Genomic DNA, 18088 nt, shown 5'->3' on the forward strand with positions numbered 1-18088 from the left:
CCGGGGATGAATCTACGAAGCAGGCTTTATGCCCAGGGGGCGCCCCCATCTCACCAGCAACTTCCCGATGATCAGTCGGGGATCATCATACCCGGAGGAGAATGATCGGGATATAAGGGGCGCCATTCATGGCGACCGCAGCAAACCTTAAATACCGTACTCTTTGCGATACGCCCCGACCTTCGCCACCAGGTGCGCATCAATGCGCACCCTACGCTCAAACATCCTGCTACTGTAGGGTCGCCATTCATGGCGACCGCGGCAAACCTTAGATGCCGTACTCTTTGCGATACGCCTTCACCTTCGCCAGATGGTCGGCCATCTCTGGCTTCTCCGCCAGGTAATCAATCAGCTCGCTCAGCGTAATGATCGCCGTGACCTTGCACTGATAATCGCGCTCCACTTCCTGAATCGCGGAAATCTCGCCACGGCCACGCTCCTGGCGGTCGAGTGAAATCAGCACGCCGGCCAGCGTGGCGTTGTGGGCGTTGATGATGTCCATCGATTCACGAATTGCCGTGCCGGCGGTGATCACATCATCGACCAGCATCACTTTGCCCTGCAGCGGGCTGCCCACCAGTAAACCGCCTTCGCCGTGATCTTTGGCCTCTTTACGGTTAAAACAGTACGGCACATCGCGGTCATGATGATCGGCCAGCGCCACGGCGGTAGTGGTCGCTATCGGAATGCCTTTGTAGGCCGGGCCAAACAGCAGGTCGAAATCAACGCCGCCATCCACCAGCGCCTGTGCATAGAAACGGCCCAGCAGCGCTAAATCGCGCCCGGTATTGAACAGACCGGCATTAAAGAAATAGGGACTTTTACGGCCAGACTTCAGGGTAAACTCACCAAACTTCAGCACCCCTTTGTTCAGGGCGAACTCAATAAACTGACGCTGCCAGGCTTTCATTTCTCACTCCTCAAATAAAGAAAAGGCGACTCTGTGGTCGCCTGTTACATCAATCAATTAACGCCGCTTTCTGCGCCTGAATCAGCTGCTCAATGCCGCCGCGCGCCAGCGCCAGCAGCTGCAACAATTCGTCATGGCTGAACGGCTCGCCTTCTGCGGTGCCCTGCACCTCAATCATGCGGCCATCTTCGGTCATCACCACATTCATATCCGTTTCAGCGGCGGAGTCTTCGACATACTCTAAATCGCACACTGCTTCACCGGCCACGATGCCGACCGAGATCGCCGCCACCATGCCTTTCAGCGGGCTGGCTTTCAGTTTACCGGCTGCCACCAGCGCGTTCAGCGCATCCGCCAGCGCAACGCAGGCACCGGTGATTGCCGCAGTGCGCGTGCCGCCGTCGGCCTGAATCACGTCGCAGTCCAGCGTGATGGTGAATTCACCCAGCGCCTGCAGATCAACCGCCGCACGCAGCGAGCGGGCGATAAGGCGCTGGATTTCCAGCGTACGTCCGCCCTGCTTGCCTTTGGCGGCTTCACGCGCCATACGGCTGTGCGTCGAACGCGGCAGCATGCCATATTCTGCGGTTACCCAGCCCTGACCTTTGCCTTTGAGAAAACGCGGCACGCCCTCTTCAACGGTCGCGGTGCACAGGACTTTGGTTTCGCCGAACTCGACAAGAACCGAGCCTTCCGCATGTTTGGTAAAGTGACGAGTGAGGGTGACGGGACGCACTTCAGAAGTGCTACGGCCTGCTGGACGCATGGTTTCTCTCCGGCTTGCTTGGGTTTGGCTGCGCATTATACGGACTTCACAGGCGGCTGTCCTGCCCGCGTGCAGCCAGCGCGTATTACAACGCCGCGCACACCAGCGAGTCGATACGCGTCACCGGTCGTGTCGCAAAACGATTTTTAAACTTGTCACGCAGCGCATTAATGCTTTCGGAGCTGGCCCGATCCGCCGGATGAAGCAGTACCAGTACCTTGCGATTGCCCTGCGGGCCGCGGCCATCGTAAATCGTCAGCGGCGAGGGAAAGTGCGGCGTGATGTCGCGTTCAGCAAACTGCGACCAGCCCGCTGCGCCAGCGGAGGACGGCAGGTCAAACCACAGCGTGGTTTGCATCATCATCTCGCCAGCCCCGCACACGGCCACGGGCGCGGTGTGCGGCGGAATAACCTGCGGAGTGGGCGGAGAAGTCTGACATCCGCTTAATACCATGGCGAAGCCCAGCGGCCTCATCCATTTATTCAACATCTTAGCCTCAGAAGTTGCCTGTCTCATCTGTCACAGCATAGGCTGCCGATGACCATTCCGTCATCATTTTTGCTTTCAGCTGCAGCAGGCTTTCATCTGTCGGATAGAGAGTCAGCGCCTGACGCAGCAGCCTGCGCGAGCGCTGATAGTGACGCAGATGCCACTCAATCATCACCGCATTCCGGAACACGTTGAGATCGTTATGGCGCTCCAGCCACAGCGATGACTGCTGCACAAAGCGCGCCAGCAGGCGCTCATCCCGCGTCTGGTTGTAGCGCATCAGGCAATGCACCATTTCGCCAAACTCATAGCGCTCGCCCTGAATCCACGGATTCCACAGCTGATCGCGTGAAGGATACGAGAGAAACTGACCGCGCTCCGCCTGGGTGAGCAGCGCGTTGGTCTGCAGGCCGCTGAAGAAAAACAGCATCAGCGCAATCGCGCCGCCGGCCATGTTCAGGCGCAGCATGCGCGACGGCAGCCCCGGCGTCGCAGGTTCAATCATTGATCGATCTTCGGGCTGACGTAACGCCAGATGGGTAAGCAGCATCAGCAGCCACAGATGCGGCAGCGATTGATAGAGCGGAAACTCGACCATGGTGTGCAGCATGACGGGCAGCGTCAGACTCCACAGCATCAGGCGCTGCGGCTGACTGCGCCAGCGCCACAGCGGCGTCAGCCATGCCAGCAACACGGCGGTGAAGCCTACCATCGGCAAAACACCGCCTTCCACCCAGCTATACAGCCACTCGTTATGGGGATGGGTGGCGTTGAAATCTTTCAGGTGGATCGCGTCCACCATGCGTATCCGCGAAAAATGATACTCAAACTGACCAAAGCCCCAGCCGCTGAACGGTTTTTCCATAATCATGCGCAGCGTGTATTCCAGCAGCTGCTGGCGCGCCAGGTCGGACGACGCAAATTCACGCATGCCCGGCGCTAATTCATTGCGCAGCAGCAGGGCGCACAGCACGGCCAGCGCCATCACCATGACAATCCTGATGATTACCGCGCGCTGGCGACGATCGCACACCAGCAGCATCACCAGCAGCGCCAGCGCAAAGCCAAACGCACCGGTACGCGACTGCGTCAGAAGCAGCGCCAGGCTGTTGATCAGCACTGCCGGCAGTAGTAAGAAACGGTGCCTGATGTCAGATTGCAGACAGAGCCAGACCGTTGCCGCCAGACCGGTCGCCAGAAAGCTGGCCAGCAAATTGAACTGCTGAAAAATACCGTAAGGGCGAATCTGGCCGGCGTGATAACGAAACTCCATCAGCGTTTGCAGCTGGGCCGGAAAACAGGTTTGCGCAATCGCCAGCAGCGCCTGCAAGGTGCTGAGCAATACGATGCCGGCAATGATTTGCTGACGCTGCTGCCAGAGCTGCGGCATCAGGCCGAGCAGCAGCCACATAATGAGTATGGCGCTGAGCCCCAGTAGCCGGATAACGCCGGTCAGCAGTCCGTTATCGTTCTCCTGCAGGATCACCGCCAGCGCAAAGCAAAACAGCATCAGCAACAGCGCATGCGTCATGACGTTGTCATCAATTAAATCGCGCGGCTGGCGCCAGTTCTTCAACAGCAGCGTGGCCGCCAGCAGCGCGAGGCAGCCTGCAGTGAGCAAATTCAGCGGCAGATCAAAGCCATTGCCACCACTGTTGGGCAGATAAATCAGCGTGGGGAGGAAACAGATTAGACAGGCCAGCGAAGCGAAAGGGAAAGAAGCGACTTTCTCACCGCACTGTCCCCAACGCCGCCGCTGCAGAAATTGCTGCATCAGCAAAGGCGGCGTGACGCGCGGGTCTCGTCCGGACAGATACCACGACATAAAACAGAGAAAGAGCATAGCAAACCCAATTGCCGAAACAGGCCAAAAACTGTCTCGTTGAATAATGGTTGATAGACTTTGGCTACAGAAAATGTACGGCCAAAAAGCTGTGAATGGTGTGAAAACCCCCGTGAATCATGGTGATTCACACAGCTGTGATGATGAAAAATATTTTCAAACACCGTTAATCTGTATCGCTGCAGGTTAAGCCGATCTCCCTCTGATAAGTGTTTAACTTTAACCATCATAAAAAGATTAATTAACATTAATATCAATAACGCGGATTAAAGCATCATCAAGGCAGGCTGATCAGCAATGTTGCTGAAGCATTGAATTCACCACCGCTCAGCGGTTGTCCTTTCTTTTTCACCGGGAACACGGTGATGACCTCTGAAGCCATGCCGTTGATTAACCGGACAGCAGAAGTGCCCATCGGTTTGAGCAATTGTCCTTTATGTTTAACCGCAATGCCCAGATCAGGATAGTTGGTGGCGATGAGTTCATTCGAGAAAGAGGGGGTTCCGGCGACTAAGCGTAAATTGACTTCCTGATTTAATGCAGAACTGCATTTAACTTCTAACGGCACATCTTTGTAGTTGGCGGTATTGGACACTGATTCAGAAACGGAGCTTACCGCGATGCGGTCAAATTCAACGTTAATATCCGTGCCGTTATTGATATCGCAGACAATGGGTACCGGGATGATAATGCCGTGAGGTCCGATAACGATTTTTAGCAAGGGTTTTTCGGGTCTCGGAGGATAAGGCGGGCTCATATAACCAATCGTATAAATGGTCACCATCTCTACATCAGGCGGGACAAAAATCGCTCCACCGATAATATCTTTTGTTATAATAAAATCAGTTAAAAGAAATGAAGAAGCCGAAAAAACATCATGAATCATTCCCAGCCCAGGCTTTATTGTCCCACGACCAGGATTTTTATATCTACGGTCCTCGAAAGTCATTGGATAAGGATACCAGCTTGGAGCATAGCCTTGCACCTTCACATCAACATCATCAGTGAGTTTATAATAACCGATATTTGTAGATGAAGGGATAAAATGTGCACCCAGATCAGCCTCAATAAGTAAGTTATACCATTCATATTTACCGGGATTATTACATATGCCAGAAACCCCCCCTAATGATTCATCAAAGAATAACCTGCCGTGTACTCCTTTTACAGGAGATATGCTGTGGCTAGCCAAACGGCCAGATGTCAACACCATTACCGCTAAGGGGTCGGTCCAGCAGGCATAATCAAGACCAGCATGAGCCTGACCGGAGAAGGTGCTCATAAAAATAAATTTTATAATAAATAACACGCATTTTCTTCGCGACAATTTGGTTTTCATAACATAAATACGCATATCCAGTTAAAATAATAAAGACACTTAGCAATTAACAATTGGCTTTGAATTTACTCAGGACACATCCAGCCGTACTAGTCTTCATAAATTCGGCCCATCTTCTTTTTAATTTATTACATTACTGTGACAATTACCGTGGCTGAAGCAGTAAACTCACCACCGGAAAGTTTCGCACCTTTCCTTTTAACCGGCGAGAGTGTAATAGTTTCCAGGGCTTCGCCATTAACCAGCTTTACAGGTGAAGGTTGGTAAGGTTTCATTAGCTGCCCACGGTGAAACACTGCCACACCTAAATCCTTATTACTGGTAGCAATCAGGTCGCTGGAGAAATCGGTTACCCCAGTCGCTAACTGGATTGCTGCGTCCTGATTAAGGAGAGAGTTGCACTTTATGTGCAGGGGTACGTCCTGGCTATATTTGTCATTTACTGGTGCATCAGGAATTTCACTAACCACCATACGACCAAACTCAACATTTAAAGCATTACCTTCATTAATATTACAAACTATCGGCACAGGAATAACAACCCCAAGAGGATCGGTAATAATATGAGCCAAAGGCTTGTCTGGCCGCGGAGGAAGCGGCACAAAAAATCTGTCAACGGAATATAAAGTTGCTACAACTATATTACCTGGTATCACTACTGCCCCACCGATAACATCACGTCGCAATTTAAAATATATAGTTTCGCTCGAAAAGTCTGGACTTTGTGATGAGACACTTCTGCCAACAGGAACGAATGCATCTATAACTCGCATTATATCGTCATTAAAAGTTACGGGAAGATATTTACGACGAGTGCCCGCATTTGTTAAAATCAAGACAGCCACATCAATATCATCAGTTAATTTATAATACCTATTGTTCTGATCAGAAGGAGTTAGCAATGGACCCATGTCACCTTCCAACCAAAGAACATCTGAAAGATTACCCGGAGGCCGCGTGATTTTGCTCTTATTACAAATAACAGGGAATATGCGGGGTAATAAAGTCCTATTGCCCAGGGAGCTTTCTGCACCTTTCTTATAACTATTGAATTTTAACGCCTTAGTATCAAGAACCATTAATTGAGTCGGTTCAGTCCAGCAAGATTCTTCTAACCCTGCTATAGCACTATTCATTCTTATCAAAATAAAACATAAGAAACCGAAAAATATAATTTTACTCATTTGTATAACCATAAGTTATTTTTTACAAATCACCGACGGATTCGCATTATTGCCAATCACATAACGCACATTCTGCAGACGATAAATCCAGCCGTAATTGACATGGCCGGGCGCCAGGCCGGCGGAGATATAGCGTTCAATATTCTGTGGTGAGGCACGATTAGCGAGGTTGTAGGAGATAGCAGTGGTTTCGCTGCGCAGCGCGGCGCCGGAGAAGCTGTGGCGCAGCTCAAAAGAGACGTCTACCGGTTCGCGGCGCTGCAGTTGCTGTTGTGGCGAGTAATAACTGATCATGCCGCTGTAATTGCCGGTGGCCTGAAACAGACTGTTTTGCACTTTCCACTGCCCATGCGACACCACCAGCTGTCCCGCCTCTCTGGAAATCAGAATCGAATCTGCTTCACAATGAGGGATACGGCGCGACAGCTGGTAAATCAGGATAGCCGCCAGTACCAGCGCCAGCATCAGTAATCCCCCCTGCAACACCCAGGTTACTCGGCGACGAAATATATGGCTGACCGACATAACGCATCCTTCTGCTCGATGGGGTTTTGACAGATAAACCAGCTGTAACGGTCAGCCAGCTTGGTGCGGTTGATATAGATGTGGCGTTCCTCTTCGGCCAGCTGGATAAAGCGCGCCATGCTGTCACTCACCAGCTGCAGGTTTTGATCGATCTCTTCACGCTCGGTGGCGCTGAAGTCGTCCTGGATATACCACTGCCGGCCCTGCACGTGGCGATAGGGTGCATAGGTCACAGTCACCACGTCGCGAATCTCCAGCACCTTAATACCGAGTAAGGCCAGCACCAGTAACAACACCGCGCTGATCAACATGCCGATTAACACCAGCCCGGAACGGCTGCGTGGTGCCGCAGCGGTCGTTTCCTCCTCCACGGTGGCGGTGGCTGGCGGCTGCACCATCACCGGCAGCGGCGCCGTGTGCACATGAGTGGTCACCAGCGGCTGAATACGTGCTTCCGACGCAATGCGCGCTTCTTCTACGGCTTCAGCCAGCGGTAAACAGGCTTCCACCCGCACCGACTCATGCAGCCGGTAGCCCTGACGATGAACGGTGACAAAGGTTTCTCCTTCAACCCGCAGTTGCAGAAACTGCTTGCGCAGCATCGATAGCATCTGGCGCAGCGAGTTTTCCGTCACGTGCACCCCCTGGCTACGCCAGCCTTCATCCAGCAGCGTTTCGTGGCTAATGACCTCACCCGGCTTTTGCAGAAACAGCGCCAGGCAGCGTGCGCTGCTCTGGTTGAGCAGCAGCTCGTTATCATGCCGATCGCGCAACAGGCGCCGATCCGGGTCAAACGTGATATGTTGATTTATCAACCACATAACAGGCACTCAGGGATAGTTCAGATAAAAAGTAGCAATCGCCGATACGTTGCCAGGCTCAATGGTGCGCTCGGCAATCGCGCTCGCCGAAGCCTGCAGCCAGGCACTGAACTGCAGCTGGTTGTCGCCCTGCTGCAGCGGAAAATGCATCACGCCGCGGTTAATGGGCACCAGCTTTCCGTCCGCATCACTCAGGCCAATGGCCACGCCTTTGGCACCGGCATCACCGGCCAGCGCCAGCAGATCGGGCTGCTCGGCATCGGCAATACCGTTGAACACCAGCTCGACGTCTTTACCCAGTTCGGTATCACAACTGCTCAGACGCATCACCAGCGGACGCGCCGGCGTGCGCGGATTCTGATACAGCGATTTCGCAACGATATCGCCAAAGTTGAGTTCCAGCTGCTGCTGATCCGGCTCCAGCGAACAGGGTTCCGCCACCAGCGTGCCGTGCAGCTGCATCTCTATCGCCTGTGCCTGTGACACCAGCAGCCATCCCAGTACCAGCATTACTCCCGCTCTCATCGCCTCTCCTTACTGATATTCCAGCAGCAGCGCCGCGCTGGCGGTGAACTCCCCACCCTCCAGCGTCACGCCCGGCTGCTGTACCGGCACCGCGCCGAGATCGAGTGTGCCGGGGAAAACAATCGGCAACGTGCTGTTGACCGCCAGCGGCTTGCTGGCCAGATAAAAGCGAATACCCAGCGCACTCACACTGCTGAGCAGCGCACTGCTGTCGAATCCGGAAGCGGTACCGGTCAGACGCACCTGCAATGCCGCACCCGGATCCTCGGTGCACTTGACCGGTATCGCCTTACGCTGCAGATAGTTGACGCCATCGATCTTTTTCACGCTCAGCGCATCGCCAAACTCAATCATCAGGCTCTGGTTGTCATTCAGCGTGCAGGGCGGATTCTCAATCAGCGTACCGTGCAGGCGCAGCTCCACCGCATGCAGCGGCCAGCAGATGCACAGCAGCAGGCTACCGATCAGCAGCCTGCTGTAATACTTCATCAACGGAACAAGTCGATGCTTAGTCATAGTTCACCTGTAACTGACCGCTGGCTGACCAGGCACCCGGCTGCAGCGGCAGCGCGGTGCGTTCCTCTACCGTCAGCCAGCTCAGCACATTGCTACCGGCGCTGAGCGGCACGCGCAGATTGCGGAAGGTGGGCGGCAGCGGCTGATGGTTCTCATCAAACAATTGCAGGCCCACGCCGTCAGAGCCCTTTACGCGAATCAGCTGCGGGTCGGCCAGACTTTGCGGGGCAAAAAAGTCGATGCTGATGGACGGCACATGTTGCAGCCATAGCGGATCGGCGACATTGCGGATACTGTACGGACAGTCCTGCAAATGCAGCGTTAACGCCTGCTTCATCACCTGCTCGCCGACCTGTTGCAGCGCGGCGGTCGGCGTGGTATCGAGGCCAGCCGCCTGATCATTGTTACCGACGTCAAGCCAGCATGGACTCTCCTGCAGCGCGCCATACACATGCACCACGCCGTTGGTTGCTGCCTGCAAAGTCAGGCTCAACAGCGTCAGCACCAGCAACAGCACACGCATCGCTTACTGCTCCACCTTGTTACTGACGACGCTGCAGCTGTCGCCGGCACACTTCAGCGCCAGCGTTGGACGGCCGCCGTAGTCGTTGATGTAGGTTAATAGCGGCGCGCTGCCCAGTTCTGCTGCGTTCACGCCCAGATCGATACTGGTTTTTGGCGCGACCATGACCGGTTCAAAGCTCTTCTTCAGCGACTGGCCTTTCGCTGGCTGTGCATCCACCAACGTAATGAAGTAAGGCGTGGGATTATTCAGCTGGTAGCGTGCACCCTTGCGCGTCAGCGTCAGTTTTTCCTGCCATGGCGTCACCACTGACGGATTGCTCACCACGATCGCTTCCGGGCGATAGAACAGCTTGATACGCGTCTGCAACGCGATTTGCAGCACGTTGCTCTTCTCGCTGCGCGGCGGGATTTCACGCATGCTGAAATAGAACACCGATTCACGATCCTGTGGCAGCGCCTTGATGGCGGGCAGCGCCTGCACTTTCACCACGCTGCGTTCGCCCGGTTCGACGCGCTGCACCGGCGGCAGCAGCACCAGCGGTGACGTAATTTTTTTACCGCTGCTGTCTTCAATCCAGCCCTGCGCCAGATAAGGCAGCTGCTTGTTTTCATTGCTGATATTCAGTGAGACGTTTTTTTCGTTACCGTTAAAAATGACCCGGGTGCGATCAAGCGCAATCGCCGCGTGAGCCTGCAGCGATAGCGTCAGCGTGGAGAGCAGCAAGGCGCTGCTCAGCGTTTTTACCAGCATGATTAACTCTTTCCTTACGTTGAAGAAGCAGGCGCTGCGCGGCGCGTGCAAAGTAATAACAAGTTCTGTCCTTCGTCGAGCAACTGCTGCGGCAGAGGATCGGGCAATGCCAGCTGACACTGGGTTTCGCCGTTCCAGCGCACATCCATGCTGGCACCGGCCTCAATGCCACTCAGCCATACCAGGCCGTCATCATCCAGAATGCCCACTTCGCGTCCGTTACTCTGGACGCTGGCACCAAAGGGCGGCCAGCTACCATCTTCCAGCCGGATGGCGGCCATGGCTTTGATACCTTTAATCACACCAAAACGCCGGTAACCGATGGCACCTTCGGTCAGGGTGATCTGGGTTACCGGGCGCGACGCTTCCACGTTGTCGGCCAGTCCGGTGACATCGATACTGGCGGTGTTGCGGTAGTAGCTGTTCACATCCGAAATCACCGCTTTGCCAAAGAAATTGGTATACGTGTTACTGCCACCACCGTTGACCGGCACGCCGGAGACGCCATCGGTATCGACCATCAGACGCGTGCTGCCGGGCATGCCCAGCCGGTGCAGCGCCGCGCCCTGCGGCGTGAGCGTTAAACCGCCCTGCAGTGACAGGCTGGCGCTGCGGTACTGTCCCTGCTGCGCGCTGGCGCTGGCCGTCATGCTGGTCAGACTGCCCTGATGACTGTAAAACCCGCTGAACGACTGACGGCGATCGTTATTGAGGCCGGCGCTCAGGCTGTAGCTGTTATTACTGTCCAGCCGGTCATAAAAACTGGCCGAGTGGGTGGTTTGCTTACCGCTGGTTTGCTGGCTGTAGCTCAGGCTACTGTCACCGCCAATCGGCATACTGAAGTTGAGGTAAACGCTGTCATCGTTTTTGCCGTTATATTGCGTCCGGTTGAGCGACAGACTTAAACTCAGATTCTTAAACCGGCCGACATCAAAGTAGCGCGAAGTGGAAAAGCTCCAGCGATCCAGCGGGGCACGATCCCAATAGGTCTGATGGCTGTAGCTGAGGTAACTACTCAGGTTCAGGCTGCGAAAGTGCTTGTTGAGCGTAATGGTGTAGAGCTCTTTGCTGTTAGAAACCTGCTGGTTGCGATAACGCGCGTCGAGATACTGCGGCAGACTCATAAAGTTGCGCTGCGAAAAGCGGTAGCCGGCAAACGTCACCTGACCATCAAGTTCCTCGAAGCGTTTGGAATAGCTCAGGCGATAAGAGCCGCCGCTTTTGTTGCCCTGCTGCGGTAAGCCAGCCTGTGACTGGGTGGCATCAAACGAAATGGCGCCCAGCAACAGCAGATCGCGTCCCAGACCCATCGATAACGCTTTGTAATTGCCTGCGGCCAGCCCGCCGCCGTACATCGACCAGCCGTTACTGATCCCCCAGGAGAATTCGCCGGTGGCAAATGTGGGGCCCTGCGTTTTGTGCTCTTCGCTGCCCGGTTTGCCGCTGGCGAATTTGTAACGCACGCGGCCCGGACGTGTCAGATACGGGATGGTGGCGGTATCGACGCTAAAGGTCTGCACGCTGCCGTCCTGCTCCTCGACGCGCACGTCAAGCTGGCCGGAGACGGCATCATTGAGATCCTGAATCCGAAATGGACCGGCAGCCACCTGCGATTCATAAATCACCCGTCCCTGCTGGCTAATGGTGACTTTGGCGTTGGTTTTGGCGATACCGGTTACTTCCGGCGCATAGCCACGCAGGTTGGGCGGCAGCATGTTGTCATCGCTGGTGATCGCCGCACCAAGATAGCGAAAGCTGTCAAACATGCCGGAATCGAGATAGTTCTCGCCCAGCGTGGCTTTCGCCTGGAGAGAAGGCAGCGGCCGATAGGCGTAAAAGCGTGTCCAGGTGAATTCCTGGCGATGGCTGCCCGTGCCACGATTTTGCTGCATCTGCCAGTCCGCACGCAGGCGCCAGGCACCGGCGTTAACGCCACCGGTGCCGTTGCCGCTCACACTCTGGCTTTTAGCGCCGTATTGCGCACGCGTAGTGGAGGCAAACAGGTTGTAATCCATTAACAGGCCCGGGACGCCGTTATCCCAGCGAGACGGCGGTTCCCAGTTGGCGGCGCTGTACTCCAGCCATGCTTGTGGAATGGTGATGTTGAGGCGAGATTCACCCAGATTGCCGCGCACCTGCATACCGGAGATGGAATCCACCGCCAGACACTGGCCATCCTGCAGCCACGACGCGTTTTTCAGCACTTCCGGTTTCAGCGCCAGTTTATCCACCATTTCGGGTGTCAGGCAGGGCAGACTTTCATTCGGCGCGTTTTCGGGCGCGTAGTAGCGCACCAGCATTTCCGGAATCTGCGTCTGGTTGACGCGCAGCTCCATCATGTATTCGCCCGGCATGATGTAGCCAGCCTGAGCAAACTGCGACAGATCGATGTTTTGCCGATCGTTGAGATCAAGGATATCGGTGTTGAATGACACTGCACCGGCAGCGAAGAGCGGAGCACTGTAGCCGAGGGCTAACATTAACGCCACGCTGAGCGGCGTCAGCCTGATACGCTGCCTGCGCACGCATGAGGCTGGCGCAGTTAATGAAGCCTTTTTCATGGCAAGCGGTGTCCGTAAACCGTGAAAGATCAGTTGTAATTAATGTGAAAACGAATCGCGGCGGCGTAACTCCCGCTGTGCAGTTGCTGCTGGTTGCTGACCAGCGTGAGCCGATAACGCAGGTCGTGCTGCTGCGTCAGATGCTGATCGATCGGCTGCGCCTCACCGGGAGCAATGGTGTTGCCCTGCGTATCCGTAATCATCAGCTCTACCCCTTTGGCATCGCCATACACAGCAAAACGCTGCTGACCCGGCGGGCCATCGTGGTCAAAGGTGATAGAAAAGGTGCGTGCCACGCCTCCCGACGCGCTGTACTCCACCGGACAATTCACCAGCTGGATAGAGAAGGGAAAACCCGGCCCTTTACCGTCACGTTGCAGGCGCGCCAGCGGCAGCACCCCCATCGCGATGGTTTGTTCAGCATCATCGACCTTAATGGCGCAGGCACCCTGATGAATGGCGCCGCGTAACGCAACGCGGCCGCGGTCGATCAACTGTTCGGCGCGGCAGTCATTGATGAAAAGCACCGATGCCGAAACTATCGCCGCAGGCATAAAACGACTCATCGCCGCAGTTCCTTAAGCGAAAAGATAGAGTGGCGGGCAAGGAAGCCCGCCAGTCTCTGACCATTACTGATAGTTCAGTGCGAAGTCAGCCACGCTCTGGAATTCGCCCGGGACGATAGTCTCAGAAGCGCCGCCACCCTGCAGGAAGGCTGCGAAGGAGAGCTGGTTGTTGCCGTCCATCAGTTTTTGCGCTGGTGTTGCGGTACCCAGTTCAATTTCGGTATCGCCGAAGTTGATGCCGATCGCCGCGCCTGATGCAGTACCGGTGATGGCCAGTTTGCCCGGGATAACCTGAGAGCCAGTACCGGCAAAGGTCACGGTCACTTCTTTTTTGGTTGCGGTGTCGCAGTTTTCCAGTTTGATCTGGAATGGACGCGGTGTAGAACGGCCACCGTCTTTCAGCGCCAGGTTGGAAATCTGACCCAGCTCAACCGTCTGATCGACTGAACCCGGTTCGATGGAGCATGGCGCATCAACAATCGCACCTTTAAACGTCACAGTACCGTTACCTTCACCTGCTGCCATCGCAGAACCCGCCACCAGAGACATAGACAGACCTAAAGCCACAACGATTTTGTTCATGTTCATTTGCTGATTTCCATTTAGGTGAATAAAACAAGGAGCGCGTTCTGCGTCGGTCTTATTCAATTTGCTGTGTATAGAAAAATTTAATTACTTATATTTTTCCTGATGGCCGTCCACATCATTTTTGTGGTTGTCGTCCTCAAGTGGTGCCAACGATAGAGATCAATTTTGCCCTGCGCAACGGTATTTTCGTTATATATGATCAAAAACAACACTCACAAATCCATTATGTTTTAACGGTTATTAAATCCATTAAAATCAATGGATTGACAAAATTCACAGCTTTGCATCAGTGTTTTAATGATTTTAATCAAGGGAAAAACCCTGCCCGTTCACAAGCTGGCGATAATTACCGCAGGTCAATTCACGCAGTAGCTATTTTTTCGCCAGATTAAAACGTTATTTATCTCTGCATTCACAACCTTGATATTTTTATCGCCTGAAAACATCGGTAAATAACAATAAACGCGGTTGTCAAAGGCCTGGCACCCTGCTGTGCGTTTACGCCTATCATGCCGGGAGCACCCTCGCTATAATTCGAAGAACATTTCCTGAATGAGTAGAAGCTTATGATCCGCAGTATGACCGCATACGCCCGCCGTGAAGCCAAAGGCAGCTGGGGCAGCGCCGCCTGGGAACTGCGTTCCGTCAACCAGCGTTACCTCGAAACCTATATCCGCCTGCCGGAGCAGTTTCGCAGCCTGGAGCCGGTGATTCGCGAACGCATCCGCAACCGCCTGACGCGTGGCAAAATCGAGTGCAACCTGCGCTTCGACGCCGATGCCAGCGCACAGGGTGAGCTACAGCTGAATGAGTCGCTGGCTAAACAGCTGGTGCAGGCGGCGAACTGGGTGAAGATGCAGAGTGATGAAGGCGCAATTAACCCGCTGGATATTCTGCGCTGGCCGGGCGTGATGACCGCGCAGGAGCAGGATCTGGATGCCATCAACGCGGAACTGCTGGCGGCGCTGGATGGCGCGCTGGACGATTTCATCATTGCGCGTGAAAGTGAAGGCAACGCGCTGAAAGCGCTGATCGAACAGCGACTGCAGGGCGTGACCGAGCAGGTCAGCAAAGTGCGTGCACAGATGCCAGAAGTGCTGAAATGGCAGCGCGAGCGTCTGGTGAGCAAGCTGGAAGAAGCTGAGGTTCAGCTGGAGAACAATCGCCTTGAGCAGGAACTGGTGATGATGGCCCAGCGTATTGATGTAGCCGAAGAGCTGGATCGCCTCGATGCGCACGTAAAAGAGACTTACAACATTCTGAAGAAGAAAGAAGCCGTCGGCCGTCGCCTCGACTTTATGATGCAGGAGTTCAATCGCGAGTCGAACACCTTGGCATCGAAATCGATTAATGCGGACATTACCGCCTCAGCGATTGAGCTTAAGGTGTTGATCGAGCAGATGCGCGAGCAGATTCAGAACATCGAGTAACGCTTATCTCTGTAAAGCCCTGCTCAGGGCTTTATCTTTCCTTGCTAACCGCAGCCATTACGCCGGTTTGTATAGCGCCAGGTGGCTGGATGGCACGGTTTTACGGCCTGCCGCAGGTATGCGGTGAGATTTTGCTGCACACCATAGCCATAGGGTAAGCCTGATTGAGCTATAACGCTTCCACACAGACACAATAGTGTCTGATCATGGCTTTTTTAGCGTCAAATGGACACTACTGTGTCTGAAACTGGCTTGCAGAAGCTACCAGTTGCAGTGGTAGACCAATATTTAATTTTCGCAATGTAAGGATTATTGCCTGAATGATGAACAACCGTGTCTGTTACTGACCGAAAATGACATATAAATTTAGCCAGCCAATCCACCAACCTATTGTTTTTAAGCAGTTTAAACCCAATCCGATTTCATTCTCACGCCAGTTAGTGCACGATCCATCAATCATCTGAATCCTGAAGATTGCAGAGTTTACATATCTTATACGGCACTATTTGCTAAAGTGCCGGTCGTAATAACTACAGTTGTACCGCACCGGGAACCATGGACCGACTTCTTCGCGCGTTACATTCACTCCTGACATGAAGGCGCTATGAAGAAAACCGGGCAGTTCTGTTCCAAACTTTTGCATCCCCGCTACTGGTTTACCTGGTTCGGGCTGGCAGTGCTCTGGCTGCTGGTGCAGCTCCCCTATCCTTTATTAATCCGGCTGGGTGCGACGGCGGGCCGGTTATCACGCCACTTCCTGAAGCGGCGCGAACGCATCACGCGGCGTAACATCGAACTCTGCTTCCCGCACATTAATGAAGACGAGAAAGAGGTGATGATTGCCGGCAATTTTGAGTCGCTGGGCATGGCGCTGGCGGAAACCGGCATCGCCTGGTTCTGGTCCGATGCGCGCGTGCGTCAGCTGTTTCAGGTGCACGGCATCACCAATCTTCAGCATGCGCAGAGCCAGCAGCGCGGCGTGATGGTGATTGGCGTGCACTTTATGTCGCTGGAGCTGGGCGGCCGTATTACCGGACTGTGCCAGCCGATGATGGCCATGTATCGCCCGCACAATAATCAGGCGATGGAGTGGGCGCAAACCAAAGGGCGCATGCGATCCAATAAAGCAATGATTGATCGACGCGATCTGCGCGGCATGGTTCAGGCGCTGAAACAGGGCGAAGCCGTCTGGTTCGCGCCGGATCAGGACTACGGCCCGAAAGGCAGCGTGTTTGCTCCACTGTTCGCAGTCGAGAAAGCGGCCACCACCAATGGCACCTTTGTGCTGTCGCGGCTGGCCAAACCGGCGATGCTGACCATCGTGCTGATTCGTAATGCGCGCAAAGACGGCTATCAGCTGATCATTCAGCCGCAGCTGGAAAACTACCCGCATGATGATGAAGCGGCCGCCGCGGCGTACATGAATCGGGTGATTGAGAAAGAAATTCTGCGTGCACCTGAGCAATATCTGTGGCTGCATCGCCGCTTTAAAACCCGTCCGCCAGGCGAAGCTTCACTTTACGTCTAACCAGCGCTCGTGAATGATAGTCCGCACCAAGACATAACCTGCGGACTATTATAATGGAACATTCTGAGACAGCAGGCTGGCTGCGACCGCTGCACGCCGACCGGCTTACGCCCTACCTGGAAGTTGATGCTGCGCGCCTGCAGCGTAACCTGCAACTGATGCAACAGAAAGCCGATGCCGCCGGCGTCGCGCTGCGTCCCCACATCAAAACTCATAAAAGCGTCTGGATCGCTGAACAGCAGCACCAGCTGGGTGCGCGCGGCATTACCGTGTCGAAACCGAGCGAAGGCGTGGCTTTTGTGCACGGCGGGGCACGCGATGTGCTGCTGGCCTATCCCGTGGTGCACGCCGCCGCGCTGACCGAACTGCTGCAGCTGGCGGCACAGCATCAGGCACGCATTACCTGCATCGCAGACTGCGCGGCGGGCGTGAGCGCCATTGTCGCCGCCCATCAGCAGCAGCCGGACTGCGCGCTGGCGATCGCCATTAAAGTGGATGTGGGTCTGCATCGCGTTGGCGTCGATCCACATAGTGATAGCGCGCTGACGCTGGCGCGGCAGATTGTCGCCAGCGGATTGCCCTTCGCCGGACTGATCTCGCATGCGGGTCATGCGTACGCTGCGGGTCATGCCACGGCGATAGCTGAGGTGGCGCAGCAGGAGATCGTGCTGATGCGCGACCTGCAACGGCGGCTGCTGGATGCCGGTTTTGCCCCTTGTCCCGTCTCGGTTGGCTCCACGCCCACGGCGCTGGCGGCACCGGTAGCCGCCGGCAGCGATGAAATTCGTCCCGGTAATTATGCCCTGCTGGATCTCACCGCCTGGCGTCTGGGCTTGTGTGAGGCGGATGCGCTGGCGTTAACGGTCGTGACGCGCGTGGTGGCCGTTAATCCTTATTACGCCATCATTGATGCTGGCTCCAAAATGCTGAGCTCGGACAAAGGCCCGCACGGCACCAATGCCAGCGGTTTCGGCATCGCGGTGGACGAGCATGGCCATCAGTATGAAGTGCAGAAGTTGTCGGAAGAGCACGGCTTTTTAACCTACGGCGAACATGCGCCTGCAGTTGGCGCCCTGTTGCGCATCTTCCCTAATCACAGCTGCGCGGTGGTGGCGCAATCCGATCGCTTCGTGCTGCGTCAGGCCGACGGCAGCGCCGAACTGCATGACATCCAGGGGCGCGGCCGTTTTATCTGACAAAAAACGCTGTTGCAGCACACT

The 18088-nt window shown here is 54.9% G+C and carries 18 protein-coding genes; 3 read left to right on the forward strand and 15 right to left on the reverse strand.

Features of this window, described 5'->3' with window-relative positions; all coding sequences use genetic code 11:
- Window positions 1-268 precede the first annotated feature (268 nt).
- The 15 genes from pyrE to F3J41_RS22600 form a co-directional block, all read right to left on the reverse strand.
- Window positions 269-910, reverse strand: a complete 642-nt coding sequence (gene pyrE / locus F3J41_RS22530; RefSeq protein WP_021507081.1) for an orotate phosphoribosyltransferase — start codon at window positions 908-910, stop codon at window positions 269-271.
- A gap of 49 nt (window positions 911-959) precedes the next feature.
- Window positions 960-1676 carry a ribonuclease PH gene (gene rph, locus F3J41_RS22535; RefSeq protein WP_021507082.1) on the reverse strand — a complete coding sequence of 239 codons (717 nt, stop codon included), beginning with the start codon at window positions 1674-1676 and terminating at the stop codon, window positions 960-962.
- A gap of 85 nt (window positions 1677-1761) precedes the next feature.
- Complete coding sequence (locus F3J41_RS22540) at window positions 1762-2040, reverse strand: DUF3574 domain-containing protein (RefSeq protein ID WP_247656324.1); 279 nt, start codon at window positions 2038-2040, stop codon at window positions 1762-1764.
- A 133-nt stretch (window positions 2041-2173) separates the two neighbouring features.
- Window positions 2174-4009 carry a PglL family O-oligosaccharyltransferase gene (locus F3J41_RS22545; RefSeq protein ID WP_081316028.1) on the reverse strand — a complete coding sequence of 612 codons (1836 nt, stop codon included), beginning with the start codon at window positions 4007-4009 and terminating at the stop codon, window positions 2174-2176.
- A 277-nt stretch (window positions 4010-4286) separates the two neighbouring features.
- Window positions 4287-5348, reverse strand: coding sequence for a fimbrial protein (locus F3J41_RS22550; RefSeq protein ID WP_166712543.1), 1062 nt, complete (start codon window positions 5346-5348; stop codon window positions 4287-4289).
- Between the two features lie 128 nt (window positions 5349-5476).
- Window positions 5477-6532, reverse strand: coding sequence for a fimbrial protein (locus tag F3J41_RS22555; RefSeq protein ID WP_166712545.1), 1056 nt, complete (start codon window positions 6530-6532; stop codon window positions 5477-5479).
- A 15-nt stretch (window positions 6533-6547) separates the two neighbouring features.
- A complete protein-coding gene (locus tag F3J41_RS22560; protein ID WP_127833493.1) occupies window positions 6548-7057 on the reverse strand; it encodes a hypothetical protein in 510 nt (169 codons plus the stop codon).
- Window positions 7024-7878 (reverse strand): winged helix-turn-helix domain-containing protein, encoded by an 855-nt coding sequence (locus F3J41_RS22565; RefSeq protein ID WP_021507088.1) that lies wholly within the window; start codon window positions 7876-7878, stop codon window positions 7024-7026. Before F3J41_RS22565 ends, F3J41_RS22560 begins: the two co-directional genes overlap by 34 nt.
- Window positions 7879-7887: 9 nt before the next feature.
- The gene (locus F3J41_RS22570; protein WP_031279633.1) at window positions 7888-8403 is read right to left on the reverse strand and encodes a fimbrial protein; all 516 of its coding nucleotides are present in this window, start codon (window positions 8401-8403) and stop codon (window positions 7888-7890) included.
- Window positions 8404-8412: 9 nt separating this feature from the next.
- Window positions 8413-8919, reverse strand: a complete 507-nt coding sequence (locus tag F3J41_RS22575) for a fimbrial protein (protein WP_081035969.1) — start codon at window positions 8917-8919, stop codon at window positions 8413-8415.
- Window positions 8912-9442, reverse strand: coding sequence for a fimbrial protein (locus tag F3J41_RS22580; RefSeq protein WP_166712547.1), 531 nt, complete (start codon window positions 9440-9442; stop codon window positions 8912-8914). Before F3J41_RS22580 ends, F3J41_RS22575 begins: the two co-directional genes overlap by 8 nt.
- A gap of 3 nt (window positions 9443-9445) precedes the next feature.
- Entirely contained in the window at window positions 9446-10195 is a 750-nt protein-coding gene (locus tag F3J41_RS22585) for a fimbria/pilus periplasmic chaperone (RefSeq protein ID WP_021507092.1), read from the reverse strand.
- A gap of 14 nt (window positions 10196-10209) precedes the next feature.
- Window positions 10210-12756 (reverse strand): outer membrane usher protein, encoded by a 2547-nt coding sequence (locus F3J41_RS22590; protein ID WP_132466158.1) that lies wholly within the window; start codon window positions 12754-12756, stop codon window positions 10210-10212.
- A gap of 29 nt (window positions 12757-12785) precedes the next feature.
- Window positions 12786-13322: a fimbrial protein gene (locus F3J41_RS22595; RefSeq protein ID WP_021507094.1), complete on the reverse strand. Its 537-nt coding sequence runs from the start codon at window positions 13320-13322 to the stop codon at window positions 12786-12788.
- A gap of 63 nt (window positions 13323-13385) precedes the next feature.
- Window positions 13386-13910, reverse strand: a complete 525-nt coding sequence (locus tag F3J41_RS22600) for a fimbrial protein (protein WP_021507095.1) — start codon at window positions 13908-13910, stop codon at window positions 13386-13388.
- 566 nt (window positions 13911-14476) lie between these two features.
- On the opposite strand from F3J41_RS22600, the gene F3J41_RS22605 reads away from it, so the two are divergent.
- From F3J41_RS22605 to F3J41_RS22615, 3 genes are all read left to right on the forward strand, one after another.
- Entirely contained in the window at window positions 14477-15340 is an 864-nt protein-coding gene (locus tag F3J41_RS22605) for a YicC/YloC family endoribonuclease (protein WP_021507096.1), read from the forward strand.
- A 604-nt stretch (window positions 15341-15944) separates the two neighbouring features.
- Window positions 15945-16868 (forward strand): kdo(2)-lipid IV(A) palmitoleoyltransferase, encoded by a 924-nt coding sequence (gene lpxP, locus F3J41_RS22610; RefSeq protein WP_166712549.1) that lies wholly within the window; start codon window positions 15945-15947, stop codon window positions 16866-16868.
- Window positions 16869-16921: 53 nt separating this feature from the next.
- Entirely contained in the window at window positions 16922-18064 is a 1143-nt protein-coding gene (locus F3J41_RS22615) for an alanine racemase (protein WP_211075353.1), read from the forward strand.
- Window positions 18065-18088 lie beyond the last annotated feature (24 nt).

The organism is Pantoea sp. Ap-870, from assembly GCF_011752515.1.
Lineage (GTDB): Bacteria > Pseudomonadota > Gammaproteobacteria > Enterobacterales > Enterobacteriaceae > Pantoea > Pantoea dispersa.